Origin of the sequence: Bacteroides sp. 1001136B_160425_E2 (genome assembly GCF_015559655.1) — a bacterium.
Taxonomy (GTDB): Bacteria; Bacteroidota; Bacteroidia; order Bacteroidales; family Bacteroidaceae; genus Bacteroides; species Bacteroides luhongzhouii.
In genome coordinates this window covers 57,623-80,965 of record NZ_JADMQH010000014.1, presented here as the reverse complement: position 1 = coordinate 80,965, position 23,343 = coordinate 57,623, and the positions used below count along the sequence as shown (strand labels likewise).

Here is a 23,343-nt window from a genome sequence, read left to right as displayed (position 1 = left end):
TGTTTCACACCGAGAAACCAACAGTTTCATGCCGGGAAACAAAAAGTTTCAAGGGTCGAAACAAAAAGTGTCCTACAACGGGATCAAAGGTTTCAAATGTCGGAACCGGGAGAACGAAGTGCCGAAACTGCCTTATCAAAAGGATTAACAGAGGGATGTTCCTTGGATTATCGGACGATATATGCTTGTAAATAACCAAAAACGATGGGTAAAAAAAGTTATATATTCTGTTATCCTTAGAGTTATTTGTTAACTTTGCAGCCCTACTACGAACGTTATGATACAACGATATAACAAAATACTTATACTGTTCTTACTCGTATTGGTAGCTTCCAATGCTTTTGCGCAGCAAATTAAAGGGGTAGTCACTGATTCAGTTACCCACGAGCCATTGATGTATATTTCTGTTTACTACCAGGAAAAGAGAGATATGGGTACCATCACCAATATTGACGGAGAATACAGTCTTGAAGCCCGCAGAAACGGAGGAACACTGGTGTTCTCCGCTGTAGGTTATATCAGTAAAACGGTTCGGGTTGGTTCCAACAATCAGACAGTGAACGTTAAGTTAGCTCCGGACAATGTGCTTCTGAACGAGGTTGTCGTGAAACCTCAAAAGGAGAAATATTCCCGCAAAAACAATCCGGCAGTGGAATTCATGAAGAAGGTAATCGAACACAAAAAGGCACAAGTCCTCGAAGTGAACGAGTACTATCAGTACGACAAGTACGAGAAGATGAAAATGTCTATCAACGACCTCACACCGGAAAAGCTCGAAAAAGGTATCTACAAGAAATATTCATTTTTAAGAGATCAGGTGGAAGTGTCGGAAACAACCAATAAGTTGATTCTCCCTATTTCCGTACAGGAAACGTCGTCGCAAACCATCTACCGCAAAAATCCCGAAAACAAGAAAACGATTATCAAGGGCAAGAACTCCAATGGTATAGAAGAATTCTTCTCTACAGGAGATATGCTCGGCACCGTACTGAAAGACGTATTTGCCGACATCAATATCTACGATGATGATATCCGGTTGCTCCAGCAGCGTTTCGTTAGTCCGATCGGTAACAATGCCATCTCATTTTATAAATATTATCTGATGGATACATTGATGGTAGACAAACGCGAATGTGTCCACCTCACTTTTGTTCCGCAAAACTCGCAAGACTTCGGATTCACCGGACATCTGTATGTATTGAACGATTCTACTTATGCCGTTCAAAAATGTACGATGAACCTGCCTAAAAAGACCGGAGTCAACTTTGTCAACCGCATGGACATCACGCAACAGTATGAGCAACTGCCCAACGGCAACTGGGTATTGGCGGATGATGACATGACCGTAGACCTTTCCTGGAATTCCAACAAAACAGCGGGTGGATTGCAGGTGGAACGAACCACGAAATATAGTAATTATAAATTTGATCCTATCGAACAACGACTGTTCCGGTTGAAAGGCAGCGTGATAAAAGAAGCGGATATGCTCTCGAAAAGCGATGAGTATTGGGCGAGTGTCCGTCAAGTACCATTGACAAAGAAAGAAAGTTCGATGGACATATTCGTCAACCGTCTCGAACAGATTCCGGGATTCAAATACATCATCTTCGGAGCGAAAGCGCTGATTGAAAATTTTGTGGAGACAGGAAGCAAAGGACATCCGAGCAAAGTGGACATCGGTCCTATCAACACCATGATTTCGAGCAATTACATTGACGGTACCCGTTTCCGGTTGAGCGGTATGACTACGGCTCATTTCGACAAGCACTGGTTCTTGAGCGGATACGGAGCATACGGTCTGAAAGACGAACGCTGGAAATATAGCGGAACGGTGACCTATTCGTTCAACAAACGCGATTATGTGGTCTGGGAATTCCCGAAACATTATCTTTCGGCCACGTACAGTTATGACGTAATGTCTCCGATGGACAAATTCCTGTTCACGGATAAAGATAATATCTTCCTGTCGGTCAAGACAACGACAGTAGACCAAATGTCGTATATGCGCGACGCCACCATCAATTATGAGCTCGAAACGCTGACCGGATTCGGAGTGAAAGCCATGTTGCGACACCGTAACGACGAGCCTACCGGCAAACTGGAATATTTGCGCAATGATGCCGCACAAACCCGTGTGCACGATGTCACGACTTCCGAAGCTAGTCTGACGCTGCGCTATGCGCCGGGCGAATCATTTGTCAACTCCAAACAACGCCGCGTGCCTGTGTCGCTGGACGCTCCTATCTTTACGCTCACTCATGCTATGGGTTTCAAAGGCGTATTGGGTGGGGATTACAACTTTAACCGTACGGAAGCAAGTGTGTGGAAACGTTTCTGGCTCCCGGCTTCTTGGGGAAAGATTGATTGCAGCGTGAAAGCAGGCGCAGAATGGAACACGGTTCCTTTCCCGTTGTTAATCCTGCCGGAGGCCAACTTGTCCTACATCACCCAGCGCGAAACATTCAACTTGATCAATAACATGGAATTCCTGAACGACCGTTATGCTTCCATGTCATTATCATACGACATGAATGGAAAACTCTTCAACCGTATTCCTCTCATCAAGAACCTGAAATGGAGGGAAATGTTCCGTGTACGTGCTTTGTGGGGGACATTGACAGACAAGAATAATCCGTTCAAGAGCAACAATCCCGATTTGTTCCGTTTCCCGACACGCGACGGTAAGTTCACCAGTTTCGTGATGGACCCGAAAGTGCCGTATGTCGAAGCAAGTGTAGGTATCTACAACATTTTCAAGTTGCTGCACGTCGAATATGTACATCGTTTCACTTATCGTGATAATCCGGGTATCAACAAAAACGGTATCCGCTTCATGGTATTAATGGTATTCTAAAAAATTATGCAACCACTAGCAGAACGGTTACGGCCAAAAACTTTGGATGATTATATCGGTCAGAAACATTTAGTTGGACCGGGGGCTATCTTGCGGAAGATGATTGACGCAGGACGCATCTCTTCGTTTATTCTCTGGGGACCTCCCGGAGTGGGTAAAACAACCCTTGCGCAAATCATTGCCAACAAACTGGAAACTCCTTTCTATACGTTAAGTGCCGTAACTTCCGGTGTGAAGGATGTGCGCGAAGTAATAGAACGTGCCAAAAGCAACCGTTTCTTTTCACAGTCCAGCCCGATTCTGTTTATCGATGAAATCCATCGGTTCAGCAAGTCGCAACAGGATTCTCTGTTGGGAGCGGTAGAGAACGGAACAGTCACGCTGATTGGCGCAACAACGGAGAATCCGTCGTTTGAGGTCATCCGCCCTCTCCTGTCCCGTTGCCAGCTTTATGTGCTCAAATCTTTGGAGAAGGAAGACTTATTGGAACTTCTGCAACGTGCCATCACTACGGATTCCGTATTGAAGGAGCGCAAAATTGAATTGAAAGAAACAACGGCTATGCTGCGCTTCTCCGGTGGAGACGCCCGCAAGCTGCTTAATATATTGGAACTCGTTGTTCAATCGGAAACGGAAGAGACTGTCGTCATCACCGATGAAATGGTGACCGAACGGTTGCAACAGAATCCGCTGGCATACGACAAGGATGGGGAAATGCATTATGACATTATCTCCGCTTTCATCAAGTCTATTCGTGGCAGCGATCCCGATGGAGCGATCTACTGGCTTGCCCGTATGGTGGAAGGAGGCGAAGATCCTGCTTTCATTGCCCGCCGACTGGTGATTTCGGCTGCCGAGGACATTGGTTTGGCAAACCCGAACGCACTGCTTCTCGCTAACGCCTGCTTTGATACATTGATGAAAATCGGCTGGCCCGAAGGACGGATTCCTTTAGCTGAAACAACGATTTACCTGGCTACCAGTCCGAAAAGTAATTCGGCATACAGTGCGATCAATGACGCACTGGAGTTAGTCCGTTCAACCGGCAATCTGCCTGTCCCCTTACATCTGCGCAATGCTCCGACTAAACTGATGAAGCAATTGGGCTACGGACAGGAATATAAATATGCACACAGCTATGAAGGTAACTTTGTCAAACAGCAATTCCTTCCGGACGAACTGAAAGACAAACGGATATGGCAACCGCAAAACAATCCGGCAGAGCAGAAGCATACCGAACGGATGATACAGTTGTGGGGAGACAAATTTAAAAAATGAGATATTTTAGGCACGGGTTACACTGATGCTTTATGCAAAGCATATCTAAAGAAAACGTGAAATCCGTGTAATCCATGCCTAAAATATCAATATATTGTTAGGGAAACACGTATAACTTATTATTAATATTGAAATTGAAATGAAGATTGTAGTTTTAGACGGCTATGCCGCCAATCCCGGAGATTTATCCTGGGAAGGTATGAAAGTTCTTGGAGAATGTACAATTTATGATCGTACAGCTCCGGAAGAGGTATTAGAACGTGCAGCCGGTGCAGAAGCAATTCTGACTAACAAGGTAATCATCAATGCAGACCACATGGCTGCACTGCCCGAACTGAAATATATCGGTGTATTGGCTACCGGATACAACGTGGTAGACACAGCTGCTGCCAAAGAACGGGGAATCGTCGTTACTAATATCCCTTCATACAGCACCGCTTCCGTTGCTCAAATGGTATTTGCACATATCCTGAACATCACTCAACAAGTGCAACACCACTCTGAAGAAGTGCACAAAGGTCGTTGGACAAACAACAAGGATTTCTGTTTTTGGGATACTCCGTTGATGGAACTTCGGGAAAAGAAAATCGGTCTGGTAGGACTGGGAAACACCGGATATACCACAGCACGTGTTGCTATCGGTTTCGGTATGCAAGTGTACGCATTGACTTCTAAATCTCACTTCCAGTTGCCACCGGAAATCAAGAAGATGGATTTGGATCAATTGTTCAAAGAATGCGATATTATCAGTTTGCACTGCCCGCTTACCCCGGAGACACGCGAAATGGTTAATGCACGCCGTCTTGCTATGATGAAGCCGACAGCCATCTTAATCAATACCGGTCGCGGACCGCTTATCAACGAACAAGATCTTGCAGATGCTTTGAATAGCGGTAAGATTTATGCAGCCGGCGTAGACGTGCTTTCTACCGAACCGCCTTGTGCCGACAATCCATTGCTGACAGCGAAGAACTGCTACATCACTCCGCACATTGCCTGGGCAACCATAGAGGCTCGCGAACGTCTGATGAATATTGCAATCAGTAACCTTCAGGCTTACATTTCTGGCAAACCGGAAAATGTAGTCAATAAATAATTAGCATTAGTGTTATTCATAATGAGGGTGTCATAATGCCCAAATTGAAAGATTTACCTCTGTCACAGTTCAATGTGTGGCAGAGGTATTTTTCTAAAGAAATGTGTTTTGACACACTGCTGAGTATAATATATAAAAAACTCCCCTTATTTCATCTCTCTACCATGACTTAGAGTGATGTTAAACAAGGGGAGTTTATTTGTTCCGACAAGAATCTCTATTTCAAAATTCTATATGGACAAAGTATGAGTGTATAGTAGTGTATGGACAAAGTTATTAGTATGAGTGTCCTCCTTCATCCATCTCTTTCTCGGTAATCTTATGCCGGTCGATACTACGCCAAGCGTAGAAAATATAAGCAATCACGAACAGAACAAGAATGGAAACATAAGCCATTGTCTTCAGTGTAAATTCACTGGAGCAGCTATTGGCTAATGTCAATGAGCTTTGCAGGTCAGTGTATGACGGATAATAGGCAGTATTGTTATATCCTGCTACCAATAGCAAAGACAAAACAGTCAGTACTGTACCGATTCCTGTAAACCAGATACCTTTATCAAAGGTCTTTTTAAGCAATGTCTTTCCGATACCGAAAAGAACCAGTACCACCCCAATCAGGAATAAAGCCAGCACTATCGGCATTTCGATAAAGTTAGTGAGATACTTGTATGGCTGCATGTAAATCTCCTGTGTTTCCGGATTAACGGCAAAGCCTTCGGACACCAATGTACGAATGACAAATGACAAAAAGAATACAAGGAACAAGACTGTGTTATTGCGTACTGCACGACGACATTTATCGTTCAGCTCTTTATCATCAATATTATTAATGAAATAGAGTGATCCCAATACACGTGCAAGGAAGAAAACAGCCAATCCGAGAATTACGTTCCAGATATTCGTCAACGCATCCAATCCGTGCCAGCCATTTCCCCAATGACTGATTACCGGCATAATGGTATCTGTCATGTTAGCCTTATTAATATAAAAATCAGAACCGGTGAAGAAAGTAGCCACCGCCCCGCCAAGTAACACAGGACCTACTACCCCATTAATCACCAAGAAAGTCTGATATGTCTTTCTGCCTAACAGATTTCCTGCCTTACTCTGAAACTCATAACTGACAGCCTGCAATACAAAACTGAAAAGTATAATCATCCAAAGCCAATAAGCACCACCGAAACTGGTACTGTAAAACAACGGGAAAGAAGCAAAGAAAGCCCCTCCAAACGTCACCAATGTAGTAAACGTAAACTCCCACTTACGCCCGGTAGAATTCACCATCATCTTACGATGCTCTTCGGTTTTACCCAGACAGAACAATAATGAATTACCTCCCTGCACAAACAATAAGAACACGAGTATGGCTCCCAGCAAGGAAACGACAAGCCACCAATATTGTTGCAAAAATATATACATAAGTTTCAAGTATTAAGTAATAAGTATTAAGTATTATGCGTCCGGTCCTTTCTTGATAGCTTTCACCATAATTCCGACACCTGCAATCAGCATCACTGTAAACAGGAACAGGAAGATAAAGAACGTGGTTTGCACGGAGCTTACATCCAGTTTGGAGATAGCAGCCATCGTAGGCAACATATCGCGGATAGCCCACGGCTGACGACCACATTCGGCCACCACCCATCCGGCTTGACCGGCGATATAACCCAAAGGAATTGTCAGTAGAGCAATCCAGTGCATCCAGCGCATCTTACTCAAATCCCTTTTATAGATAAAGAAAAGAACGACCATAAAGAACAGGATGAAATATCCGCCCAAGATTACCATTATACGGAATGCATAGAAGTTGAGAGGAACATTCGGAACCAGTTGGTTCACATCTTTGATATATCCGTAGCCGAAATAGGGAATATTTTCCTGCAATACATTATATGCAATCTTCGCATCCTCCTCGTGTCCTGCACTTTTTGCAGCACGATAGGCAGCCAACGCACCGATAGCCGTTTTACCACGTTCTATCTTCTCTGCAGCGGAGAGAGCCTTCGATCCGTCTTTCAACTGATAACCGCCTTCGATGATATTCGTAATGCCCGGAACGTAGCCGTCCACATTACGCTCGGCAAGGAAAGAAAGCATACTCGGGATTTCAAAACGGAAGAGGAAAGGATCTTTCCCATCGTTGTAAGTCTTCTTTTCAGGGTTCAATACCCCTATTCCGACCAAACCGACATTGGTGCCACCTTCATACAGACCTTCCACAGCAGCCAGTTTCATCGGTTGTGTCTGGGCAATCTGATAACCGGAACCATCACCCGTCCAAACAGAAAGCAAGGATGCCACCAATCCGAAGATCGCACCAATCTTAATGCTGGCCAGCGCAAACTCACGATTGCGTTTCTTCAGCAAGTACCAACAACTGATACCGACTACAAAAATAGCACCCAACACCCAGCCGGACAATACCGTATGGAAGAACTTATTGACCGCTACAGGTGAAGTAGCCACCGCCCAAAAATCGACCATCTCATTACGGACAGTGTCAGGATTGAATTCCATGCCTACCGGATGCTGCATCCATGCGTTGGCAACGAGAATCCACCAGGCGGAAATCGTAGCTCCCAATCCTGTCAGCCAAGTGGAAGCCAAGTGGAAACGTTTACTTACCTTCTCCCATCCGAAGAACATGACCGCGATAAACGTAGCTTCCATGAAGAATGCCAAAATACCTTCAATAGCCAACGGAGCACCGAAGATATCGCCTACAAACCACGAATAATTGCTCCAGTTCGTACCGAACTCAAACTCCAGAATCAACCCCGTTGCCACACCGATGGCAAAGTTTATACCGAAAAGTTTCATCCAAAACTGGGCAGTCTTTTTCCAAAATTCATTGCCTGTTTTATAATACAACGTCTCCATGATTCCCATCACCACTGCCAGTCCGAGTGTGAGGGGAACAAAAATCCAGTGGTACATGGCTGTCATCGCAAATTGGGCTCTCGACCAATCGATCAGCGAGGTGTCAATACTTTCAATCATAATCCTATGTAGTTTAAGAGTTAAAAATCAGTAGATTTATCAGGGATGGCACGTTCTATCAGTTCATTTCCCACGTATGTACCTTTATCGGCATCGGTGGGGTGATCACCGAGGAAATTAGGGAAAAAGAACATTTTGAGGATGAAGAACATGACGAACAATTTCAGCAATATAATAACCCATAGGGTGCGCCCTAAGGTCATACTACGGAAGCCCTCCAAATAGAAGTTCCAGATCGTAAGCAGTGTATTCTTCATATGTTTACGTTATAATTTGTAATGAGTACAAATATACATTTTTTATAATTAAAACAAACAAGTAGTCAAAAAAGTTGCAAGATTTGTCGTGTTTTTCTTCAAAAAACTACCTATCGACAGAAAAAAATCATTTAACGGCGAAATAACGTCATCCGTCTATCGTTTTTGCGGCATATATAATATGTACGTACCTTCGCTAACAGTAAATCAATAGAAGTATGAATATGATAAATGTAAGAAGATTGACAGTGATGACATTTCTTGGAGCAGGTATGCTGTCCGGCATATCTGCCCAGGTTTCTCCGCTGCAAGTCGATACGCTGAAAGAAACGAAGATTCCGGTTCAATGGGATTTGCAGTCATGCATCGACTATGCAAAGGAGCAGAACATCACGATTCGGAAAAACCGGATAACTGCGGCCAGCACGCAGATTGATGTGAAGACAGCTAAAGCTGCCTTGTTCCCCAGTCTTTCGTTTTCTAGCAGCCAACAGGTGGTGAATCGTCCGTACCAGGAGACGAGTAGCCGGGTGAGCGGTAGCGAAATTATCAGTAGCAACAGCAAAACGAGCTACAACGGTAATTATGGATTGAATGCTTCATGGACTCTATATAATGGTAATAAACGGCTGAAGACCATCCAACAGGAAAAGTTGAACAATCAGATGGCCGAGCTGGATGTGGCGACTTCCGAAAATAATATTCAGGAATCCATCGCCCAAGTGTATATCCAGATTCTTTATGCAGCCGAATCTGTCAGAGTAAACGAAAACACCCTGCAAGTTTCCATTGCGCAGCGCGACCGCGGACAGGAACTTCTGAATGCCGGAAGTATTGCCAAAAGTGACCTCGCACAACTGGAAGCACAGGTGAGTACGGACCGATACCAACTTGTCACCGCGCAAGCCACTCTTGAAGATTACAAATTGCAACTGAAACAACTGCTCGAACTGGATGGGGAGAATGAAATGAACATCTACCTCCCTGCCCTGTCCGACGAAAATGTGCTGGCTCCGCTGCCTACTAAAAAAGATGTGTACATCAGCGCATTAAGCCTTCGTCCGGAGATTGAAGCGAGCAAACTGAATGTAGAGGCTTCCGAACTGGGTATCGATATTGCCAAATCGAGCTATTTCCCTACCATCAGTCTTAGCGCAGGAATCGGGACTAACCATACCAGCGGTAGCGACTTCACCTTCGGAGAACAAGTGAAGAACGGATGGAACAACTCTATCGGACTGTCTGTCAGTGTGCCTATCTTCAATAACCGTCAAACGAAAAGTGCCGTACAAAAAGCTAAATTGCAGTACGAAACAAGTATGCTTTCCTTGCTGGACGAACAAAAGGCACTGTACAAAACCATTGAAAGCCTTTGGCTGGATGCCAACAGCGCACAGCAGCGTTATGCAGCCGCAAACGAAAAGCTGAAAAGTACACAAATCAGCTATGAGTTGATTAGCGAACAGTTTAATCTGGGAATGAAGAATACCGTAGAACTCCTTACTGAAAAGAACAACTTGCTGCAAGCACAGCAGGAACAGCTTCAGGCTAAATATATGGCCATACTGAATACACAGTTGCTGAAATTCTATCAGGGAGATCAATTAGTTCTATAAAGAATATAAAAACAGCATTATAAATTTAGTAAAAGCATAATAAACGAATGAAAACGAAAAAGATTATTCTAATCGCCGTAGCAGTCGTTGTGGCTGTAGGAGCAGGAATATGGCTCTTTACCGGTTCACCCGCCAAACATAAGGTGACGTATGTCACCGCTACTGTCAGTAAAGGTGATATTTCAAATTCGGTGACTGCTACCGGAACGATCGAACCGGTGACGGAAGTAGAAGTCGGTACGCAGGTTTCCGGTATCATCGACAAGATTCACGTAGATTACAATTCGGTAGTAACCAAAGGGCAACTTATTGCTGAAATGGACCGCATCACGCTGCAAAGCGAATTGGCATTACAGCAAGCTACTTATGACGGTGCAAAAGCCGAATACGAATATCAAGAGAAGAACTACCAACGCAGCAAAGGACTACACGAGAAATCGCTCATCAGCGATACGGATTACGAACAGGCCCTCTATAACTATCAGAAAGCAAAAAGCAACTATGACAGCAGCAAAGCTTCTTTAGCGAAAGCAGAACGCAACCTGTCCTATGCTACAATAACTTCACCCATCGATGGTGTAGTAATCAGCCGTGACGTGGAAGAAGGTCAGACCGTCGCTTCCGGATTCGAAACCCCAACTCTTTTCACCATCGCTGCCGACTTGACAAAGATGCAAGTGATAGCTGATGTAGACGAAGCTGATATAGGTGGTATTGAAGAAGGACAGCGTGCCAGTTTTACGGTAGATGCTTATCCGAATGACATATTTGAAGGAGTGGTTACACAGATTCGTCTGGGAGATGCAAATAGCACCAGCAGTACGAGTTCCAGCACCAGCACGGTAGTCACATACGAAGTAGTAATCTCTGCACACAATCCGGACTTGAAACTAAAACCACGTCTGACCGCCAACATAACCATTTATATTCTTGATAAAAAAGGTGTACTATCCGTTCCAAACAAAGCCTTGCGTTTCAATCCGGAAGAACCGTTAATCGGCAAGAATGACATTGTGAAAGACTGCGAAGGCGAACATAAAGTATGGACACGTGAAGGAACCACATTCACGGCTCATCCGGTAAAAATCGGAATCAGCAACGGTATATCCACAGAGATTGTCAGCGGTATTTCCGAAGGGACAAAGGTAGTGACCGAAGCTACTATAGGCGCAATGCCCGGCGAAAACGTAGCGGCTGAAGGAAATCAGGAAGGTGGCGGAGAAAGAAGTCCGTTTATGCCCAGCCGTCCGGGTGAAAAGAAGAAAAAATAATTATTCAATGTGCCAATCCGTTATTGGCATATTAGCACATTATTGATGATGAAAAAAGTAATTGAAATACAGAATATCAAACGTAACTTTCAGGTAGGCGACGAGACCGTTCACGCATTGCGGGGCGTTTCGTTCAACATCAATGAAGGGGAGTTTGTCACCATCATGGGGACTTCCGGTTCGGGAAAATCCACGCTGCTTAATATATTAGGCTGTCTGGACACCCCGACCAGCGGAGAGTATCTGCTCGATGATATCCCTGTACGTACGATGAGCAAGCCTCAACGTGCGGTACTAAGAAACCGGAAGATTGGGTTCGTGTTCCAAAGTTACAACCTGTTGCCTAAAACAACGGCTGTTGAAAATGTAGAACTACCGCTGATGTATAACTCTGCCGTCAGTGCTTCCGAACGTCGTCGTCGCGCTATCGAATCTTTACAGGCCGTAGGATTGGGGGATCGTTTGGAACACAAATCCAACCAGATGTCCGGCGGACAGATGCAACGGGTGGCTATTGCACGTGCATTGGTTAACAACCCCGCAGTGATTCTTGCCGACGAAGCGACCGGAAACCTCGATAGCCGTACCTCTTTTGAGATACTCGTACTGTTTCAGAAACTTCATGCAGAGGGACGTACGATTATCTTTGTGACACATAATCCCGAACTTTCGCAATATAGCAGCCGGAATATCCGTCTGCGTGACGGCCAGGTTATCGAGGATACTGCCAATCCGAAAATTCTGTCTGCCGCCGAAGCGCTCGCTACATTGCCGAAAAACAACGAGGATTAATTAATGTGATAAGGAGTAATGAAGTTATAAGAAGCAATTCATGTGATAAGAAACAATGAAGTTATAAGATGATATGCTTAGAGCATCACGCCAACATTTTACAGTCTCATAACTTTATAACCTTATAATAGCCTTATACCTTCAGAACCCCATTAATAACTCCATAACTTTATAAACATGAATGGAACTAATTTATTTAAGATAGCTCTCCGGGCATTGGCGAACAATAAGCTGCGTGCTTTTCTAACCATGCTCGGTATCATTATCGGTGTTGCTTCCGTCATCACGATGCTGGCTATCGGACAAGGTTCGAAGAAAAACATCCAGCAGCAGATTTCCGAGATGGGATCGAACATGATTATGATTCATCCGGGAGCCGATATGCGTGGAGGTGTCCGGCAGGACCCGTCTGCGATGCAGACCTTGAAGCTGGCCGACTACGAGGCCTTACGCGACGAGACAAGTTTTCTGTCTGCCATCAGTCCCAATGTTTCGTCATCGGGACAGCTCATTGCCGGTAACAACAACTATCCGGCTTCGGTGAACGGTGTCGGAACAGAATATCTCGATATTCGCCAGCTGACTGTTGAGAACGGAGAGATGTTTACAGAAGCCGACATACAGAGTTCGGCCAAAGTGTGCGTGATTGGAAAGACCATAGTAGACAATCTTTTTCCGGACGGAAGTGATCCGGTTGGTAAGATTATCCGTTTCAGCAAGATACCCTTCCGTGTGGTAGGAGTGCTCAAAGCAAAAGGGTACAACTCCATGGGACAAGACCAGGATGCCGTAGTGCTTGCGCCATACACCACCGTGATGAAACGTCTGCTTGCCGTTACGTATTTACAAGGAGTGTTTGCCTCTGCCCTCACCGAGGATATGACGGACTATGCAACTGACGAAATCAGTACAATCCTCCGCCGCAACCATAAACTGAAGGCTTCGGATGACGATGACTTCACCATCCGTACCCAACAGGAATTGAGTACGATGCTCAACTCAACCACCGATTTGATGACCACGCTGCTTGCTTGCATCGCAGGTATTTCGCTGGTAGTAGGTGGCATCGGAATTATGAACATCATGTATGTATCCGTTACGGAGCGCACCCGTGAAATCGGTCTGCGTATGTCTGTCGGTGCACGCGGGGTCGACATTCTAAGTCAATTCCTCATCGAAGCCATCATGATTAGCATCACGGGAGGTATCATCGGAGTGCTTATCGGCTGCGGAGCCAGCTGGATTGTCAAAAGCGTAGCGCATTGGCCTATCTATATCCAGCCGTGGAGTGTATTCCTCTCCTTCGCAGTATGTACCGTTACAGGAGTCTTCTTCGGATGGTATCCGGCTAAGAAAGCAGCAGATTTAGATCCGATAGAAGCCATCAGATACGAATAATATGGATAATTACCAATAAAAGAATTATCTTTGTCTTTATGAAACAAACCTTTACATCCGCACGTCGTCCCCTGGAAGTACTGATACACATTATCAGCTGGGGGATTATGTTCGGTTTCCCGTTCTTCTTCGTCGAACGTGGGAACGGGAACATTAACTGGATGGCTTATATGCGCCATCTTGCCGTACCACTCTCTTTCATGATTGTGTTCTACGTGAATTATTTCATTCTCGTGCCCCGTTATCTTTTCCAGGGTCAGGCCAAAAGATATGTGGTCTACAACATTATCTTTTTATGCGCCATCGGCGTGTTGCTTCATCTTTGGCAAAGCCTGACGTTCGATCCGTCATTCGTCCCCAAACGTAAAAGGCCGGGGATGCCTCCGGGATGGTTGTTTTTCCTTAGGGATATGTTGAGCCTCGTATTCACTATCGGACTAAGTGCCGCTATCCGTATGAGTGCCCGATGGACACAGAATGAAGCTGCCCGCAAAGAGGCGGAACGGAACCGTGCGGAAGCGGAACTGAAGAACCTGCGGAACCAACTGAATCCTCACTTTCTACTGAATACGCTGAATAATATCTATGCACTGATTGCGTTTGATTCGGACAAAGCGCAACAAGCCGTTCAGGAGTTGAGCAAACTGCTTCGTTATGTGTTATATGATAACCAGCAGACATACGTTCCTCTCTGTAAGGAGGTCGATTTTATCCGCAATTACATCGAACTGATGCGCATCCGTCTGTCCGCCAACGTGCAGATGATTACTAAATTCGATATTCAGCCCGACAGTCAGACGCTTATCGCCCCGCTTATCTTTATCTCTTTGATAGAGAACGCTTTCAAGCATGGCATCTCTCCTACTGAATCGAGTTTCATCAGTATTCATCTTTCGGAGAATGCCAACGAAGTGATGTGTGAAATCCGCAATAGCAATCATCCTAAGACAGTGGAGGATAAGAGTGGTTCGGGCGTGGGACTGGAACAAGTCAGGCGCCGGTTGGAGATTCTTTATCCCGGAGCTTATACGTGGTCGAAAGGTGTCTCAAAAGATGAAAAGGTATACGAATCGAGATTGAGTATCAAGATTAGAGAGTAGAAAGAAAAACGTTCAGTATAAAACGTTAAATACAAATATTTAGTATAAAGCGTCAAGTACAATATTTGGGATATAAAACTTTAGATATAAAATAGTATGATGTTACGTTGCGCAATCGTTGACGATGAGCCTTTAGCTCTTAGCTTGTTAGAGAGTTATGTGAATAAGACTCCGTTCCTGCAACTTGCAGGAAAGTATTCCAGCGCGGTTCAGGCGATGAAAGAATTGCCGGGCGAAGAGGTCGACCTCCTGTTTCTGGACATTCAGATGCCGGAGCTTAACGGTCTGGAGTTCTCGAAGATGGTAGATCCGCATACCCGTATTGTGTTTACTACCGCTTTCGGACAGTATGCCATCGACGGTTATCGTGTCAATGCACTTGATTACCTGCTGAAACCGATCTCATACGTTGATTTCCTGCAAGCTGCCAACAAAGCTCTCCAATGGTTCGAACTCGTGCAGAAACCGGAAGAGATAGACAGTATCTTTGTGAAAAGTGACTACAAACTGGTACAAGTGGACTTGAAGAAAATCATGTATATCGAAGGACTGAAAGATTACATTAAAATATATACGGAAGACGCTCCCAAGCCTATCCTGTCACTGATGAGTATGAAAGCCATGGAAGAGCTCTTGCCATCCAGTCGTTTCATACGTGTGCACCGCTCATTCATCGTACAAAAAGATAAAATACGTGTGATTGACCGCGGACGTATCGTGTTTGACAAGACATACATTCCTATCAGCGATAGTTATAAGCAAGTTTTTCAGACTTTTCTTGACGAAAGGAGCTGATTATTCTTTATTTTATCGGTAAAAAAGTGATTTTTGTCGATTATAGTTTGCCAAAATCCGTTTTATAGCTACCTTTGCAAAGAACAGAAAGGGATTGTGAAATTCCAAGAATAGAATAGTTTAGTTAAGTCTAGTTTAGTTTTTGTGTTGATAGCTCCCTCGTCGGCGGACGAACTAGGGAGCTATTTTTATATATTACAAGAATATTATTGCACAAAATATACATATTTTCCATAACTTTGCAGCGATAAAGTCTCACACAAATGGAATATAGCGTAGAAGAACTAAAAAATGCATTAATTGAGAGATGCGAAAAAGAGGGTATTCTATATGCAACAGTGGCAATGGATAGACGTACCAAAGAGATGATTCTTCCTGATACTTTAGAAGGAGCCCTGAAACATCCGGAATACTTTGTATGTACTTGTAAGAGAGTGAAAGATCAATATATAGTGGAGGAGATTACCAAAGTGTAATCCTCCTCCAATCTTTTATTCTTATTTTTCTTTTTTTATTCGCCCAATTCTCCCAGCAAATCGTAGGAAGGAGCAAAAAAAAGCGTTCCTGTTACGGCTGTGCTGAAGTCAAGCAAACGGTCGGTATTTCCTACCGGATTGCCGATGAACATACTTTCCAACATCTGCCGGGTCGTACTGAACGTACTTGCATAACCGATGAAGTATGTGCCATATTCTCCCTTAGATGTATTGGCAAACGGCATGTTGGCACGCACAATTTTCAGGTCATCACCAATATTGGTGACGGCATTATGCGCATTTTGAGGTTTCTCCTCATCAGACAGTTCGACATCGTTAAACTTACGACGCCCGATCACTTTCTCCTGTTCCTCCACAGGCAGAGCGTTCCACGCAACCATATCGTGAATGTACTTCTGGACAAAAACATAACTTCCTCCTGCAAAATCAGCATCCTCCTCTCCTACCACCGCAAAATGATAAGGATTCTCATCAACTGCCGGATTCTCTGTTCCGTCTACAAAGCCGATAATGGCCTTGCCGTCCATATACCTGAAACCGTGAGTTTCGTCGACAGGTTCAACTACGCCTTGGAGCTTCTCGTCAATGATGGAAGCAAACTCAAAACACAATCCCATCTGTTTTGCACGGATATGAAACAAGATGTCGCCCGGAGTAGAGACTGCCGTGTGCTTTCCGCCTTTTATCTCTTCGAAAGTGTTCAGTTCTTTAGGCTTCCCCTTTTCCGGGAAAAGACGGCTCCAGGCATCGGCGCCAAAGCCCATCGTGCAACTGAACATCAGTTCGGGGAAACGATTGCGCATACTGCGAATCATGGCCGAGAAATTAGCACATACATCTTTCACTTTATCAAGAGTTTCGGGAGTATCTTTTAGAGTATAAACAATAAAAATGACATTTTCACCTTGTTTCCCGGCTACGTCCTGCGGGATATTACCTCCAAATGAATTTTGATAAGGATTCATATTTTTCTTTTTTTCTGTTAGTTTCGTCAACGAAACCGTTTTAGTTCATCTTTTTATTACTATCGTCAATGTATGTGGCAGCCGCTTTATCCACAAACAGCTCTACATTCTGCGCATGATGAGCTATATAGGCTGCGGGCCCAGTGTCTCCCGAATGGTAGATTTCTTCTACTACATCGGCTTTATTTTTTCCGATAATCAGGAAAATGACATAGCGGGCATTCAGAATGGGGTATCCCGTCATTGCAATGCGCTTCTGCCCGTTACGAGGATGCGCACTGACTACATAAATAGAGTTTGAAGTCAGCAAATCTTCTTGTCCGGGAAAGATGGAAGACGTGTGTCCGTCGTCTCCGGCTCCCAGCAGTACAATATCGAATTCGGGCCAGCCACGCTTCAGCGGCACTTGCTGCCGGACTAACTCCGAATAGCGAACCGCTTCTTTCGCAGGCTTCGCCTCTCCACGAATACGGAATACATTTTCATACAGAATGGGAGTCAACCCCAAAAGGAGGTTGCGCATCATTCCGTAATTACTGTCCGAATTATCGGGAGGCACACAGCGTTCATCTACCCAGTAAATCCGCATACGGTCCCACGGGGTAATTTCCATATATTCATTCGCCCATAAATCGAACATCAGAGCAGGTGTGTTACCACCGCTGACTGCAATATTGAACACTCTGTCCGGCTCTTCATTCATGATTTCCACCAAGCGGAGTATCAATGTTCGTGAAGTTTCAATAGATGAGGGAAAAACTGATAGTTTCATAATTCACAATATTGATCTGTATTCGTCAAATTCTTACAAGGATTCGTCCAGTCGGCCCCATGTTCGTGCATCATTGCTTCGCTTTCCAGAGGTCCCCACGTACCTGCGGGATAACCGTAGAGAGGTGCGTCGGGGTTGTCTTTCCAATAGCGGAGTACCGGATCGAAAAACTTCCATGAGGCTTCTACTGCGTCACTTCGAGTAAATAAAGTCGGATCGCCCTGGATGCAGTCGTCTATCAGACGGGCATAAGCGTCTCCACTGGGTACGCCGCCCAACTGCGCGTAACTGAAATCCATCGTCACCTGGCGCACTTCAAAACCTGCACCGGGGACTTTCATTCCGATTTTGAGCACTATTCCTTCATTCGGTTGCAAACGAAGAATCAATTTATTAGCCCGCGGACAGTTGCCACCGGCACAATGAAACATCTGATGAGGTGTCTCACGGAAATGAACGACGATTTCCGTTACTTTCGTCGGCATTTGTTTACCTGTACGAATGTAGAACGGAACGCCACTCCAGCGCCAGTTGCTAATGCCCAGTTTCATGGCAATATAAGTATCCGTGCGCGAATCGGGAGCTACTCCTTTTTCTTCACGGTATCCTTTTTTATTGCCGGAGGCTGTATATTGTCCACGAACGATATGTTCGTTCAAATCCACTTCATTCAACGGAGTGAGAGATTCGTAGACTTTCACCACTTCGTTACGGAAATTGTCGGCATTGAAAACAGCGGGCGGTTCCATAGCCGTAAGGGCTACGAGCTGTATCAGGTGATTCTGCACCATGTCCCGCAGCGCACCTGCCGTTTCATAGAATCCGCCACGTTGTTCGATACCCAGATTTTCTACGGCTGTGATTTCTACGTAGTCGATATAGTTACGGTTCCAGAGAGGTTCAAAGATGCCGTTGGCAAAACGGAAAGCCAGTACATTCTGGGCCGTTTCCTTACCGAGAAAATGGTCGATACGGTAAATTTGATGCTCATTGAAAACAGAGGCATACGTTTTATTCAGTTCACGTGCCGATTCGAGATCATAACCGAAAGGTTTCTCGACGATGATACGTGAATGAGGGGTGTTGAGTCCGGCAGCTTTCAGGTACAAGGGCACTACTCCGTACAGCGACGGCGGAGTGGCCAGGTAAAACAACAGATTGTCCGGGTCTACCTCGCCGGTCAAGTCGACCAGACGTTGGCGGAGTTGCGGGTAACCTTCTTCTTTTGCCGGATCCATCGGTAAATAGTAGAGATGGGAGACAAACGAAGCCATCAAAGCTGTGTCCTGTTCTTCGGACTTTACGAACTGTTGCAGTTCTTCTAATATATAGGAACGGTAGTTATCGTCAGAGTAGACCGTACGCCCGATACCCAATATAGAGTACTCTCCGGTCAACCGCTTTTCACGGTAGAGGGAGTAAAGAGCGGGCATCAGCTTACGCTTGGTCAGATCACCCGACGCACCGAAGATTATCATTGCAAAGTTATCCATTTTTCAAGAGTTGTTTTAATTTCTGTTTTGAGATGGTAAATGATAAATTTACCAGCGTAGCGCTGGAGCAAGGTTTCCCTGCGGGATGTTCTCATTTTAGGCACGTGCCTAAAAAATTCCCATTTATCATTTCAAAGCTGTTTTCTATTTAAACATTATATGTACCCGATTTCGTATCTCCTCCGTGACCTGTCCAGTTCTCGTGGAAGAACTGTCCACGCAACTCGTCTTTGCGCTCGAAAGTGTGCGCGCCGAAATAATCGCGTTGTGCCTGCACAAGGTTGGCGGGCAGATCGGCAGACGTGAGCGAATAGAAGTAGTTCAGGGCAGAAGAGAAAGCAGGAACAGGAAGTTCTTCTTTCATGGCTTCCGCTACCAGACTTTTCCATCCGGGAAGCAACGTTTTCATTTCTTCTTTAAAATAAGGAGCCAACAACAAGTGTTTAGGCTTGTCGGTGGCTTCGAAGGCGGCAGCAATATCGTTCAGGAATATACTGCGGATGATGCATCCCCCACGCCACATACGGGCAATGGAAGCCAGGTCGAGATGCCAGTCGAAAGCGTCGGAAGCACGTTGCAACACGGCGAATCCTTGGGCATAAGAGACGAGTTTGGAAGCATAAAGAGCAGAAAATATATTCTTTACGAGTTCCACCTTATTATATATAGGTTGTGTATGTTGACACTGATATTGTCTGGAAGCCAGATGACGCAAGTCTTTCTGCGCAGAAAGACTTCGTTCGAATACCGCTGTGGCAATCAGTCCTAACGGCATACCGAGCTCCATAGCGTTGATGACCGACCATTTGCCGGTTCCTTTCTGTCCGGCCGCATCCAGGATTTTATCAATAAGATAACCTCCGGATTTGTCTTTATGCCGCAGAATGTTGGCGGTGATTTCGATCAGATAGCTGCGCAGTTTACCTTCGTTCCAACGGGCAAAGACATCAGCCATTTCCTCATTGGTCAGATCCAACAACTTTTTCATCACCCAATAGGCTTCGGCAATCAATTGCATATCACCATATTCGATACCGTTGTGGATCATCTTCACAAAATGACCCGATCCGGCAGGCCCCACCCATTGACAACAAGGAGTGCCGTCCGGTGCTTTTGCCGCAATGCTTTGAAGGATCGGTTTCACTTCCGGCCATGCTTTCTCCGAACCGCCGGGCATGATAGAAGCTCCATTCAAGGCTCCTTCCTCACCGCCGGACACTCCGCTACCAACGAAAAGAAATCCTTTCGACTCCGCCAGTTTGACGCGGCGGTTGGTATCTTCGTAATTGGAGTTACCACCATCAATAAGAATGTCTCCCGGTGAAAGCAACGGGAAAAGCTGATCCATCAGTTCATCAACCGGACTTCCGGCACGAACCATCATCATTATCTTACGGGGAATAGCTATCGAATCTACAAATGCTTTTATATCTGTGAATCCTTCGACGTTTTTACCTTTTGCGCGGCCATTCATGAAGCGCTCTACCACTCCTTCCTCTACTCCGGGAACTGTACGGTTATAAACCGATACGTGCCACCCCTTACTCTCCATGTTTAAAGCAAGATTCTCGCCCATCACAGCCAAGCCGATAAGTCCGATATCTGTTTTATTCTGATTTGCCATAACTTGTATATTTTGAATATTCGTTATCTTAGTAACAGTTGAAAAGGACATTTGTTCGCAATATTTTAGATTAAAATATTATTTTTGTGGTCTACAAATAAAATCAAGGATGAAGAAGATCAAAATCGGTTTGTTGGCACGCATCGTTATTGCCATCATTTTGGGCATTGCCATCGGTACTTTTTTCCCGGCTCCGCTAGTACGAATATTCGTTACTTTCAATGGCATTTTCAGTGAGTTTCTCAATTTCTCTATCCCACTGATTATCGTCGGACTGGTGACGGTGGCTATTGCCGACATCGGAAAAGGTGCAGGAAAAATGTTGCTCGTGACGGCTCTGATTGCTTATTTCGCCACCCTGTTTTCGGGATTCCTCTCCTACTTCACAGGAATCACCGTGTTTCCGTCACTCATCGAACCGGGAGCACCGCTTGAAGAAGTGAGCGAAGCACAAGGCATCCTCCCCTACTTCTCCGTCTCCATCCCACCGCTGATGAACGTAATGACGGCCTTGGTACTGGCTTTCACCTTGGGCTTGGGACTGGCGTCACTGAACAGCAACGCATTGAAAAACGTGGCACGGGATTTTCAGGAAATTATCGTACGAATGATTAGCGCAGTCATTCTGCCTTTGCTGCCGCTATATATCTTTGGCATATTCCTCAACATGACACATTCGGGACAAGTATATTCCATCCTGATGGTGTTTATTAAAATTATCGGAGTCATCTTTGTTCTTCATATCTTCCTGTTGGTTTTTCAGTATTCCATCGCGGCACTGTTTGTACATAAAAACCCGTTTAAATTACTTAGCAAAATGCTGCCGGCTTACTTCACGGCATTGGGCACACAATCTTCGGCAGCCACCATTCCCGTAACGCTGGAACAGAGCAAAAAGAACGGGGTATCTGCCGAAGTGGCCGGTTTCGTGATTCCGCTCTGCGCCACCATTCATCTGTCGGGCAGCACACTGAAAATCGTAGCCTGCGCACTGGCATTGATGATGATGCAGGGAATGCCGTTCGACTTCCCATTGTTTGCCGGATTTATCTTTATGCTGGGCATCACAATGGTAGCCGCTCCGGGAGTTCCGGGCGGAGCTATCATGGCCTCTCTGGGAATTCTTCAATCCATGCTCGGCTTCGACGAATCGGCACAGGCTTTGATGATTGCGCTTTACATCGCAATGGACAGTTTCGGCACAGCCTGCAACGTGACAGGAGACGGAGCTATCGCTTTGATTATCGACAAAATAATGAGAAAAAACCATGCTGAATGACTGTGCTGAAAAATAATTGAGTAGTAGCTTGGCTGGCTCACAAAAAATGCCGACATTTGCACCCACATTTTCAATTATATTAAATAATAGCGTATGAAAAAAGCCCTAATTTCAGGCATCACCGGGCAGGATGGTTCTTATCTTGCCGAATTTCTATTGCAAAAAGGTTACGAAGTACACGGTATACTCCGTCGTTCTTCTTCGTTCAATACAGGACGTATTGAACATTTGTATTTTGACGAGTGGGTGCGCGACATGAAACAGAAACGTACGATCAATCTGCATTATGGGGATATGACAGATTCTAGTTCGTTAATTCGTATTATTCAACAGGTGCAACCGGATGAAATCTACAACCTCGCAGCTCAAAGCCACGTGAAAGTTTCATTCGACGTTCCGGAATACACGGCCGAAGCGGATGCTATCGGTACGTTGCGTATGCTCGAAGCTGTACGCATCCTGGGACTGGAAAAGAAAACCCGCATCTATCAGGCTTCTACTTCCGAATTGTTCGGTAAGGTGCAGGAAGTTCCACAAAAAGAGACAACTCCATTCTATCCCCGTTCTCCGTATGGGGTAGCCAAACAATATGGTTTCTGGATTACTAAAAACTACCGCGAAAGCTATGGTATGTTTGCCGTAAACGGAATCTTGTTCAATCACGAGAGTGAACGCCGTGGCGAGACATTCGTTACCCGTAAAATTTCGCTTGCTGCCGCACGTATCGCACAGGGCGAACAGGACAAACTGTATCTGGGTAATCTGGATGCACGTCGCGACTGGGGATATGCCAAGGATTACATCGAATGTATGTGGCTGATCCTGCAACATGACGTTCCCGAAGATTTCGTAATTGCCACTGGAGAAATGCACACAGTGCGCGAATTCGCAACGCTGGCATTCAAGGAAGCAGGCATCGAACTTCGTTGGGAAGGCGAAGGCGTGAATGAAAAAGGTATCGACGTAGCTACCGGAAAGTCTTTGGTAGAGGTTGATCCTAAATATTTCCGTCCGTCAGAGGTGGAACAACTGCTGGGTGATCCGACTAAAGCAAAAACATTGTTGGGATGGAATCCATGCAAAACATCATTCGAAGAACTGGTAAGTATCATGGTTCGCCACGATATGGAAAAAGTGAAGCGAATGATTGCTACCAAACATTAAATGAATTTCATTTCACCACAAAGGACGCAGAGGACACGGAGGTTTTTATTTTTTCCTCTGTGCCCTCCGTTTCCTCTGTGGTGAACTAATAA

At 45.2% G+C, this 23,343-nt stretch carries 19 protein-coding genes; 12 read left to right on the top strand and 7 right to left on the bottom strand.

Annotated features, from left to right (window positions below):
- Positions 1–277: 277 nt before the first annotated feature.
- From I2I04_RS15005 to I2I04_RS14995, 3 genes are all read left to right on the top strand, one after another.
- A complete protein-coding gene (locus tag I2I04_RS15005) occupies positions 278–2,854 on the top strand; it encodes a DUF5686 and carboxypeptidase-like regulatory domain-containing protein (protein WP_195655366.1) in 2,577 nt (858 codons plus the stop codon).
- 6 nt (positions 2,855–2,860) lie between these two features.
- Positions 2,861–4,132, top strand: a complete 1,272-nt coding sequence (locus I2I04_RS15000; RefSeq protein ID WP_143257545.1) for a replication-associated recombination protein A — start codon at positions 2,861–2,863, stop codon at positions 4,130–4,132.
- 139 nt (positions 4,133–4,271) lie between these two features.
- A complete protein-coding gene (locus I2I04_RS14995; RefSeq protein ID WP_143257544.1) occupies positions 4,272–5,228 on the top strand; it encodes a D-2-hydroxyacid dehydrogenase in 957 nt (318 codons plus the stop codon).
- Between the two features lie 276 nt (positions 5,229–5,504).
- Here the strand turns inward: I2I04_RS14995 and cydB are convergent, their stop codons facing one another.
- Genes cydB through I2I04_RS14980 form a run of 3 tightly spaced genes read right to left on the bottom strand, consistent with a single transcriptional unit; the run spans position 5,505 to position 8,485 of the window.
- Positions 5,505–6,647, bottom strand: a complete 1,143-nt coding sequence (cydB, locus tag I2I04_RS14990) for a cytochrome d ubiquinol oxidase subunit II (RefSeq protein ID WP_195655365.1) — start codon at positions 6,645–6,647, stop codon at positions 5,505–5,507.
- Positions 6,648–6,680: 33 nt separating this feature from the next.
- The gene (locus tag I2I04_RS14985; protein WP_143257542.1) at positions 6,681–8,228 is read right to left on the bottom strand and encodes a cytochrome ubiquinol oxidase subunit I; all 1,548 of its coding nucleotides are present in this window, start codon (positions 8,226–8,228) and stop codon (positions 6,681–6,683) included.
- A gap of 20 nt (positions 8,229–8,248) precedes the next feature.
- Positions 8,249–8,485 (bottom strand): DUF4492 domain-containing protein, encoded by a 237-nt coding sequence (locus tag I2I04_RS14980; protein WP_143257541.1) that lies wholly within the window; start codon positions 8,483–8,485, stop codon positions 8,249–8,251.
- Between the two features lie 218 nt (positions 8,486–8,703).
- On the opposite strand from I2I04_RS14980, the gene I2I04_RS14975 reads away from it, so the two are divergent.
- The 7 genes from I2I04_RS14975 (at position 8,704) to I2I04_RS14945 (ending at position 15,933) form a co-directional block, all read left to right on the top strand.
- On the top strand, positions 8,704–10,101 hold the full coding sequence (locus tag I2I04_RS14975; protein WP_195655364.1) for a TolC family protein: 1,398 nt from the start codon (positions 8,704–8,706) through the stop codon (positions 10,099–10,101).
- Positions 10,102–10,148: 47 nt separating this feature from the next.
- Complete coding sequence (locus tag I2I04_RS14970) at positions 10,149–11,372, top strand: efflux RND transporter periplasmic adaptor subunit (RefSeq protein WP_195655363.1); 1,224 nt, start codon at positions 10,149–10,151, stop codon at positions 11,370–11,372.
- 48 nt (positions 11,373–11,420) lie between these two features.
- Positions 11,421–12,164, top strand: a complete 744-nt coding sequence (locus tag I2I04_RS14965; RefSeq protein WP_195655396.1) for an ABC transporter ATP-binding protein — start codon at positions 11,421–11,423, stop codon at positions 12,162–12,164.
- 177 nt (positions 12,165–12,341) lie between these two features.
- The gene (locus tag I2I04_RS14960; protein ID WP_195655362.1) at positions 12,342–13,562 is read left to right on the top strand and encodes an ABC transporter permease; all 1,221 of its coding nucleotides are present in this window, start codon (positions 12,342–12,344) and stop codon (positions 13,560–13,562) included.
- 38 nt (positions 13,563–13,600) lie between these two features.
- On the top strand, positions 13,601–14,662 hold the full coding sequence (locus I2I04_RS14955) for a sensor histidine kinase (protein WP_195655361.1): 1,062 nt from the start codon (positions 13,601–13,603) through the stop codon (positions 14,660–14,662).
- Between the two features lie 96 nt (positions 14,663–14,758).
- Positions 14,759–15,457: a LytR/AlgR family response regulator transcription factor gene (locus I2I04_RS14950; protein WP_004313366.1), complete on the top strand. Its 699-nt coding sequence runs from the start codon at positions 14,759–14,761 to the stop codon at positions 15,455–15,457.
- A 263-nt stretch (positions 15,458–15,720) separates the two neighbouring features.
- Complete coding sequence (locus I2I04_RS14945) at positions 15,721–15,933, top strand: hypothetical protein (protein WP_087323879.1); 213 nt, start codon at positions 15,721–15,723, stop codon at positions 15,931–15,933.
- 35 nt (positions 15,934–15,968) lie between these two features.
- On the opposite strand, the gene I2I04_RS14940 is transcribed toward I2I04_RS14945, so the two are convergent.
- The 4 genes from I2I04_RS14940 to gnd form a co-directional block, all read right to left on the bottom strand.
- Positions 15,969–16,919 (bottom strand): Dyp-type peroxidase, encoded by a 951-nt coding sequence (locus tag I2I04_RS14940; protein WP_087318372.1) that lies wholly within the window; start codon positions 16,917–16,919, stop codon positions 15,969–15,971.
- A gap of 40 nt (positions 16,920–16,959) precedes the next feature.
- Positions 16,960–17,691: a 6-phosphogluconolactonase gene (gene pgl / locus I2I04_RS14935; RefSeq protein WP_185911472.1), complete on the bottom strand. Its 732-nt coding sequence runs from the start codon at positions 17,689–17,691 to the stop codon at positions 16,960–16,962.
- Positions 17,688–19,184 (bottom strand): glucose-6-phosphate dehydrogenase, encoded by a 1,497-nt coding sequence (gene zwf / locus I2I04_RS14930; RefSeq protein WP_143257537.1) that lies wholly within the window; start codon positions 19,182–19,184, stop codon positions 17,688–17,690. The genes pgl and zwf overlap by 4 nt, the downstream gene beginning before the upstream one ends.
- 148 nt (positions 19,185–19,332) lie before the next feature.
- Entirely contained in the window at positions 19,333–20,808 is a 1,476-nt protein-coding gene (gnd, locus tag I2I04_RS14925; RefSeq protein ID WP_143257536.1) for a decarboxylating NADP(+)-dependent phosphogluconate dehydrogenase, read from the bottom strand.
- Between the two features lie 109 nt (positions 20,809–20,917).
- Between gnd and I2I04_RS14920 the strand changes: the two genes are divergently transcribed.
- On the top strand, positions 20,918–22,087 hold the full coding sequence (locus I2I04_RS14920) for a dicarboxylate/amino acid:cation symporter (RefSeq protein WP_143257535.1): 1,170 nt from the start codon (positions 20,918–20,920) through the stop codon (positions 22,085–22,087).
- A 93-nt stretch (positions 22,088–22,180) separates the two neighbouring features.
- Positions 22,181–23,251, top strand: coding sequence for a GDP-mannose 4,6-dehydratase (gmd, locus tag I2I04_RS14915; protein ID WP_143257534.1), 1,071 nt, complete (start codon positions 22,181–22,183; stop codon positions 23,249–23,251).
- Positions 23,252–23,343 lie beyond the last annotated feature (92 nt).

Excerpts from the sequence above, each read along its gene's own strand:
- I2I04_RS14985 (WP_143257542.1), bottom strand. The coding sequence starts at position 8,228 with ATGATTGAAAGTATTGACACCTCGCTGATCGATTGGTCGAGAGCCCAA.
- I2I04_RS14995 (WP_143257544.1), top strand. The coding sequence starts at position 4,272 with ATGAAGATTGTAGTTTTAGACGGCTATGCCGCCAATCCCGGAGATTTA.
- gnd (WP_143257536.1), bottom strand. The coding sequence starts at position 20,808 with ATGGCAAATCAGAATAAAACAGATATCGGACTTATCGGCTTGGCTGTG.
- I2I04_RS14965 (WP_195655396.1), top strand. The coding sequence starts at position 11,421 with ATGAAAAAAGTAATTGAAATACAGAATATCAAACGTAACTTTCAGGTA.
- I2I04_RS14960 (WP_195655362.1), top strand. The coding sequence starts at position 12,342 with ATGAATGGAACTAATTTATTTAAGATAGCTCTCCGGGCATTGGCGAAC.
- I2I04_RS14945 (WP_087323879.1), top strand. The coding sequence starts at position 15,721 with ATGGAATATAGCGTAGAAGAACTAAAAAATGCATTAATTGAGAGATGC.
- I2I04_RS15005 (WP_195655366.1), top strand. The coding sequence starts at position 278 with ATGATACAACGATATAACAAAATACTTATACTGTTCTTACTCGTATTG.
- I2I04_RS14980 (WP_143257541.1), bottom strand. The coding sequence starts at position 8,485 with ATGAAGAATACACTGCTTACGATCTGGAACTTCTATTTGGAGGGCTTC.
- I2I04_RS14955 (WP_195655361.1), top strand. The coding sequence starts at position 13,601 with ATGAAACAAACCTTTACATCCGCACGTCGTCCCCTGGAAGTACTGATA.
- I2I04_RS14920 (WP_143257535.1), top strand. The coding sequence starts at position 20,918 with ATGAAGAAGATCAAAATCGGTTTGTTGGCACGCATCGTTATTGCCATC.
- I2I04_RS14940 (WP_087318372.1), bottom strand. The coding sequence starts at position 16,919 with ATGAATCCTTATCAAAATTCATTTGGAGGTAATATCCCGCAGGACGTA.
- cydB (WP_195655365.1), bottom strand. The coding sequence starts at position 6,647 with ATGTATATATTTTTGCAACAATATTGGTGGCTTGTCGTTTCCTTGCTG.
- gmd (WP_143257534.1), top strand. The coding sequence starts at position 22,181 with ATGAAAAAAGCCCTAATTTCAGGCATCACCGGGCAGGATGGTTCTTAT.
- zwf (WP_143257537.1), bottom strand. The coding sequence starts at position 19,184 with ATGGATAACTTTGCAATGATAATCTTCGGTGCGTCGGGTGATCTGACC.
- pgl (WP_185911472.1), bottom strand. The coding sequence starts at position 17,691 with ATGAAACTATCAGTTTTTCCCTCATCTATTGAAACTTCACGAACATTG.
- I2I04_RS14970 (WP_195655363.1), top strand. The coding sequence starts at position 10,149 with ATGAAAACGAAAAAGATTATTCTAATCGCCGTAGCAGTCGTTGTGGCT.
- I2I04_RS15000 (WP_143257545.1), top strand. The coding sequence starts at position 2,861 with ATGCAACCACTAGCAGAACGGTTACGGCCAAAAACTTTGGATGATTAT.
- I2I04_RS14975 (WP_195655364.1), top strand. The coding sequence starts at position 8,704 with ATGAATATGATAAATGTAAGAAGATTGACAGTGATGACATTTCTTGGA.
- I2I04_RS14950 (WP_004313366.1), top strand. The coding sequence starts at position 14,759 with ATGATGTTACGTTGCGCAATCGTTGACGATGAGCCTTTAGCTCTTAGC.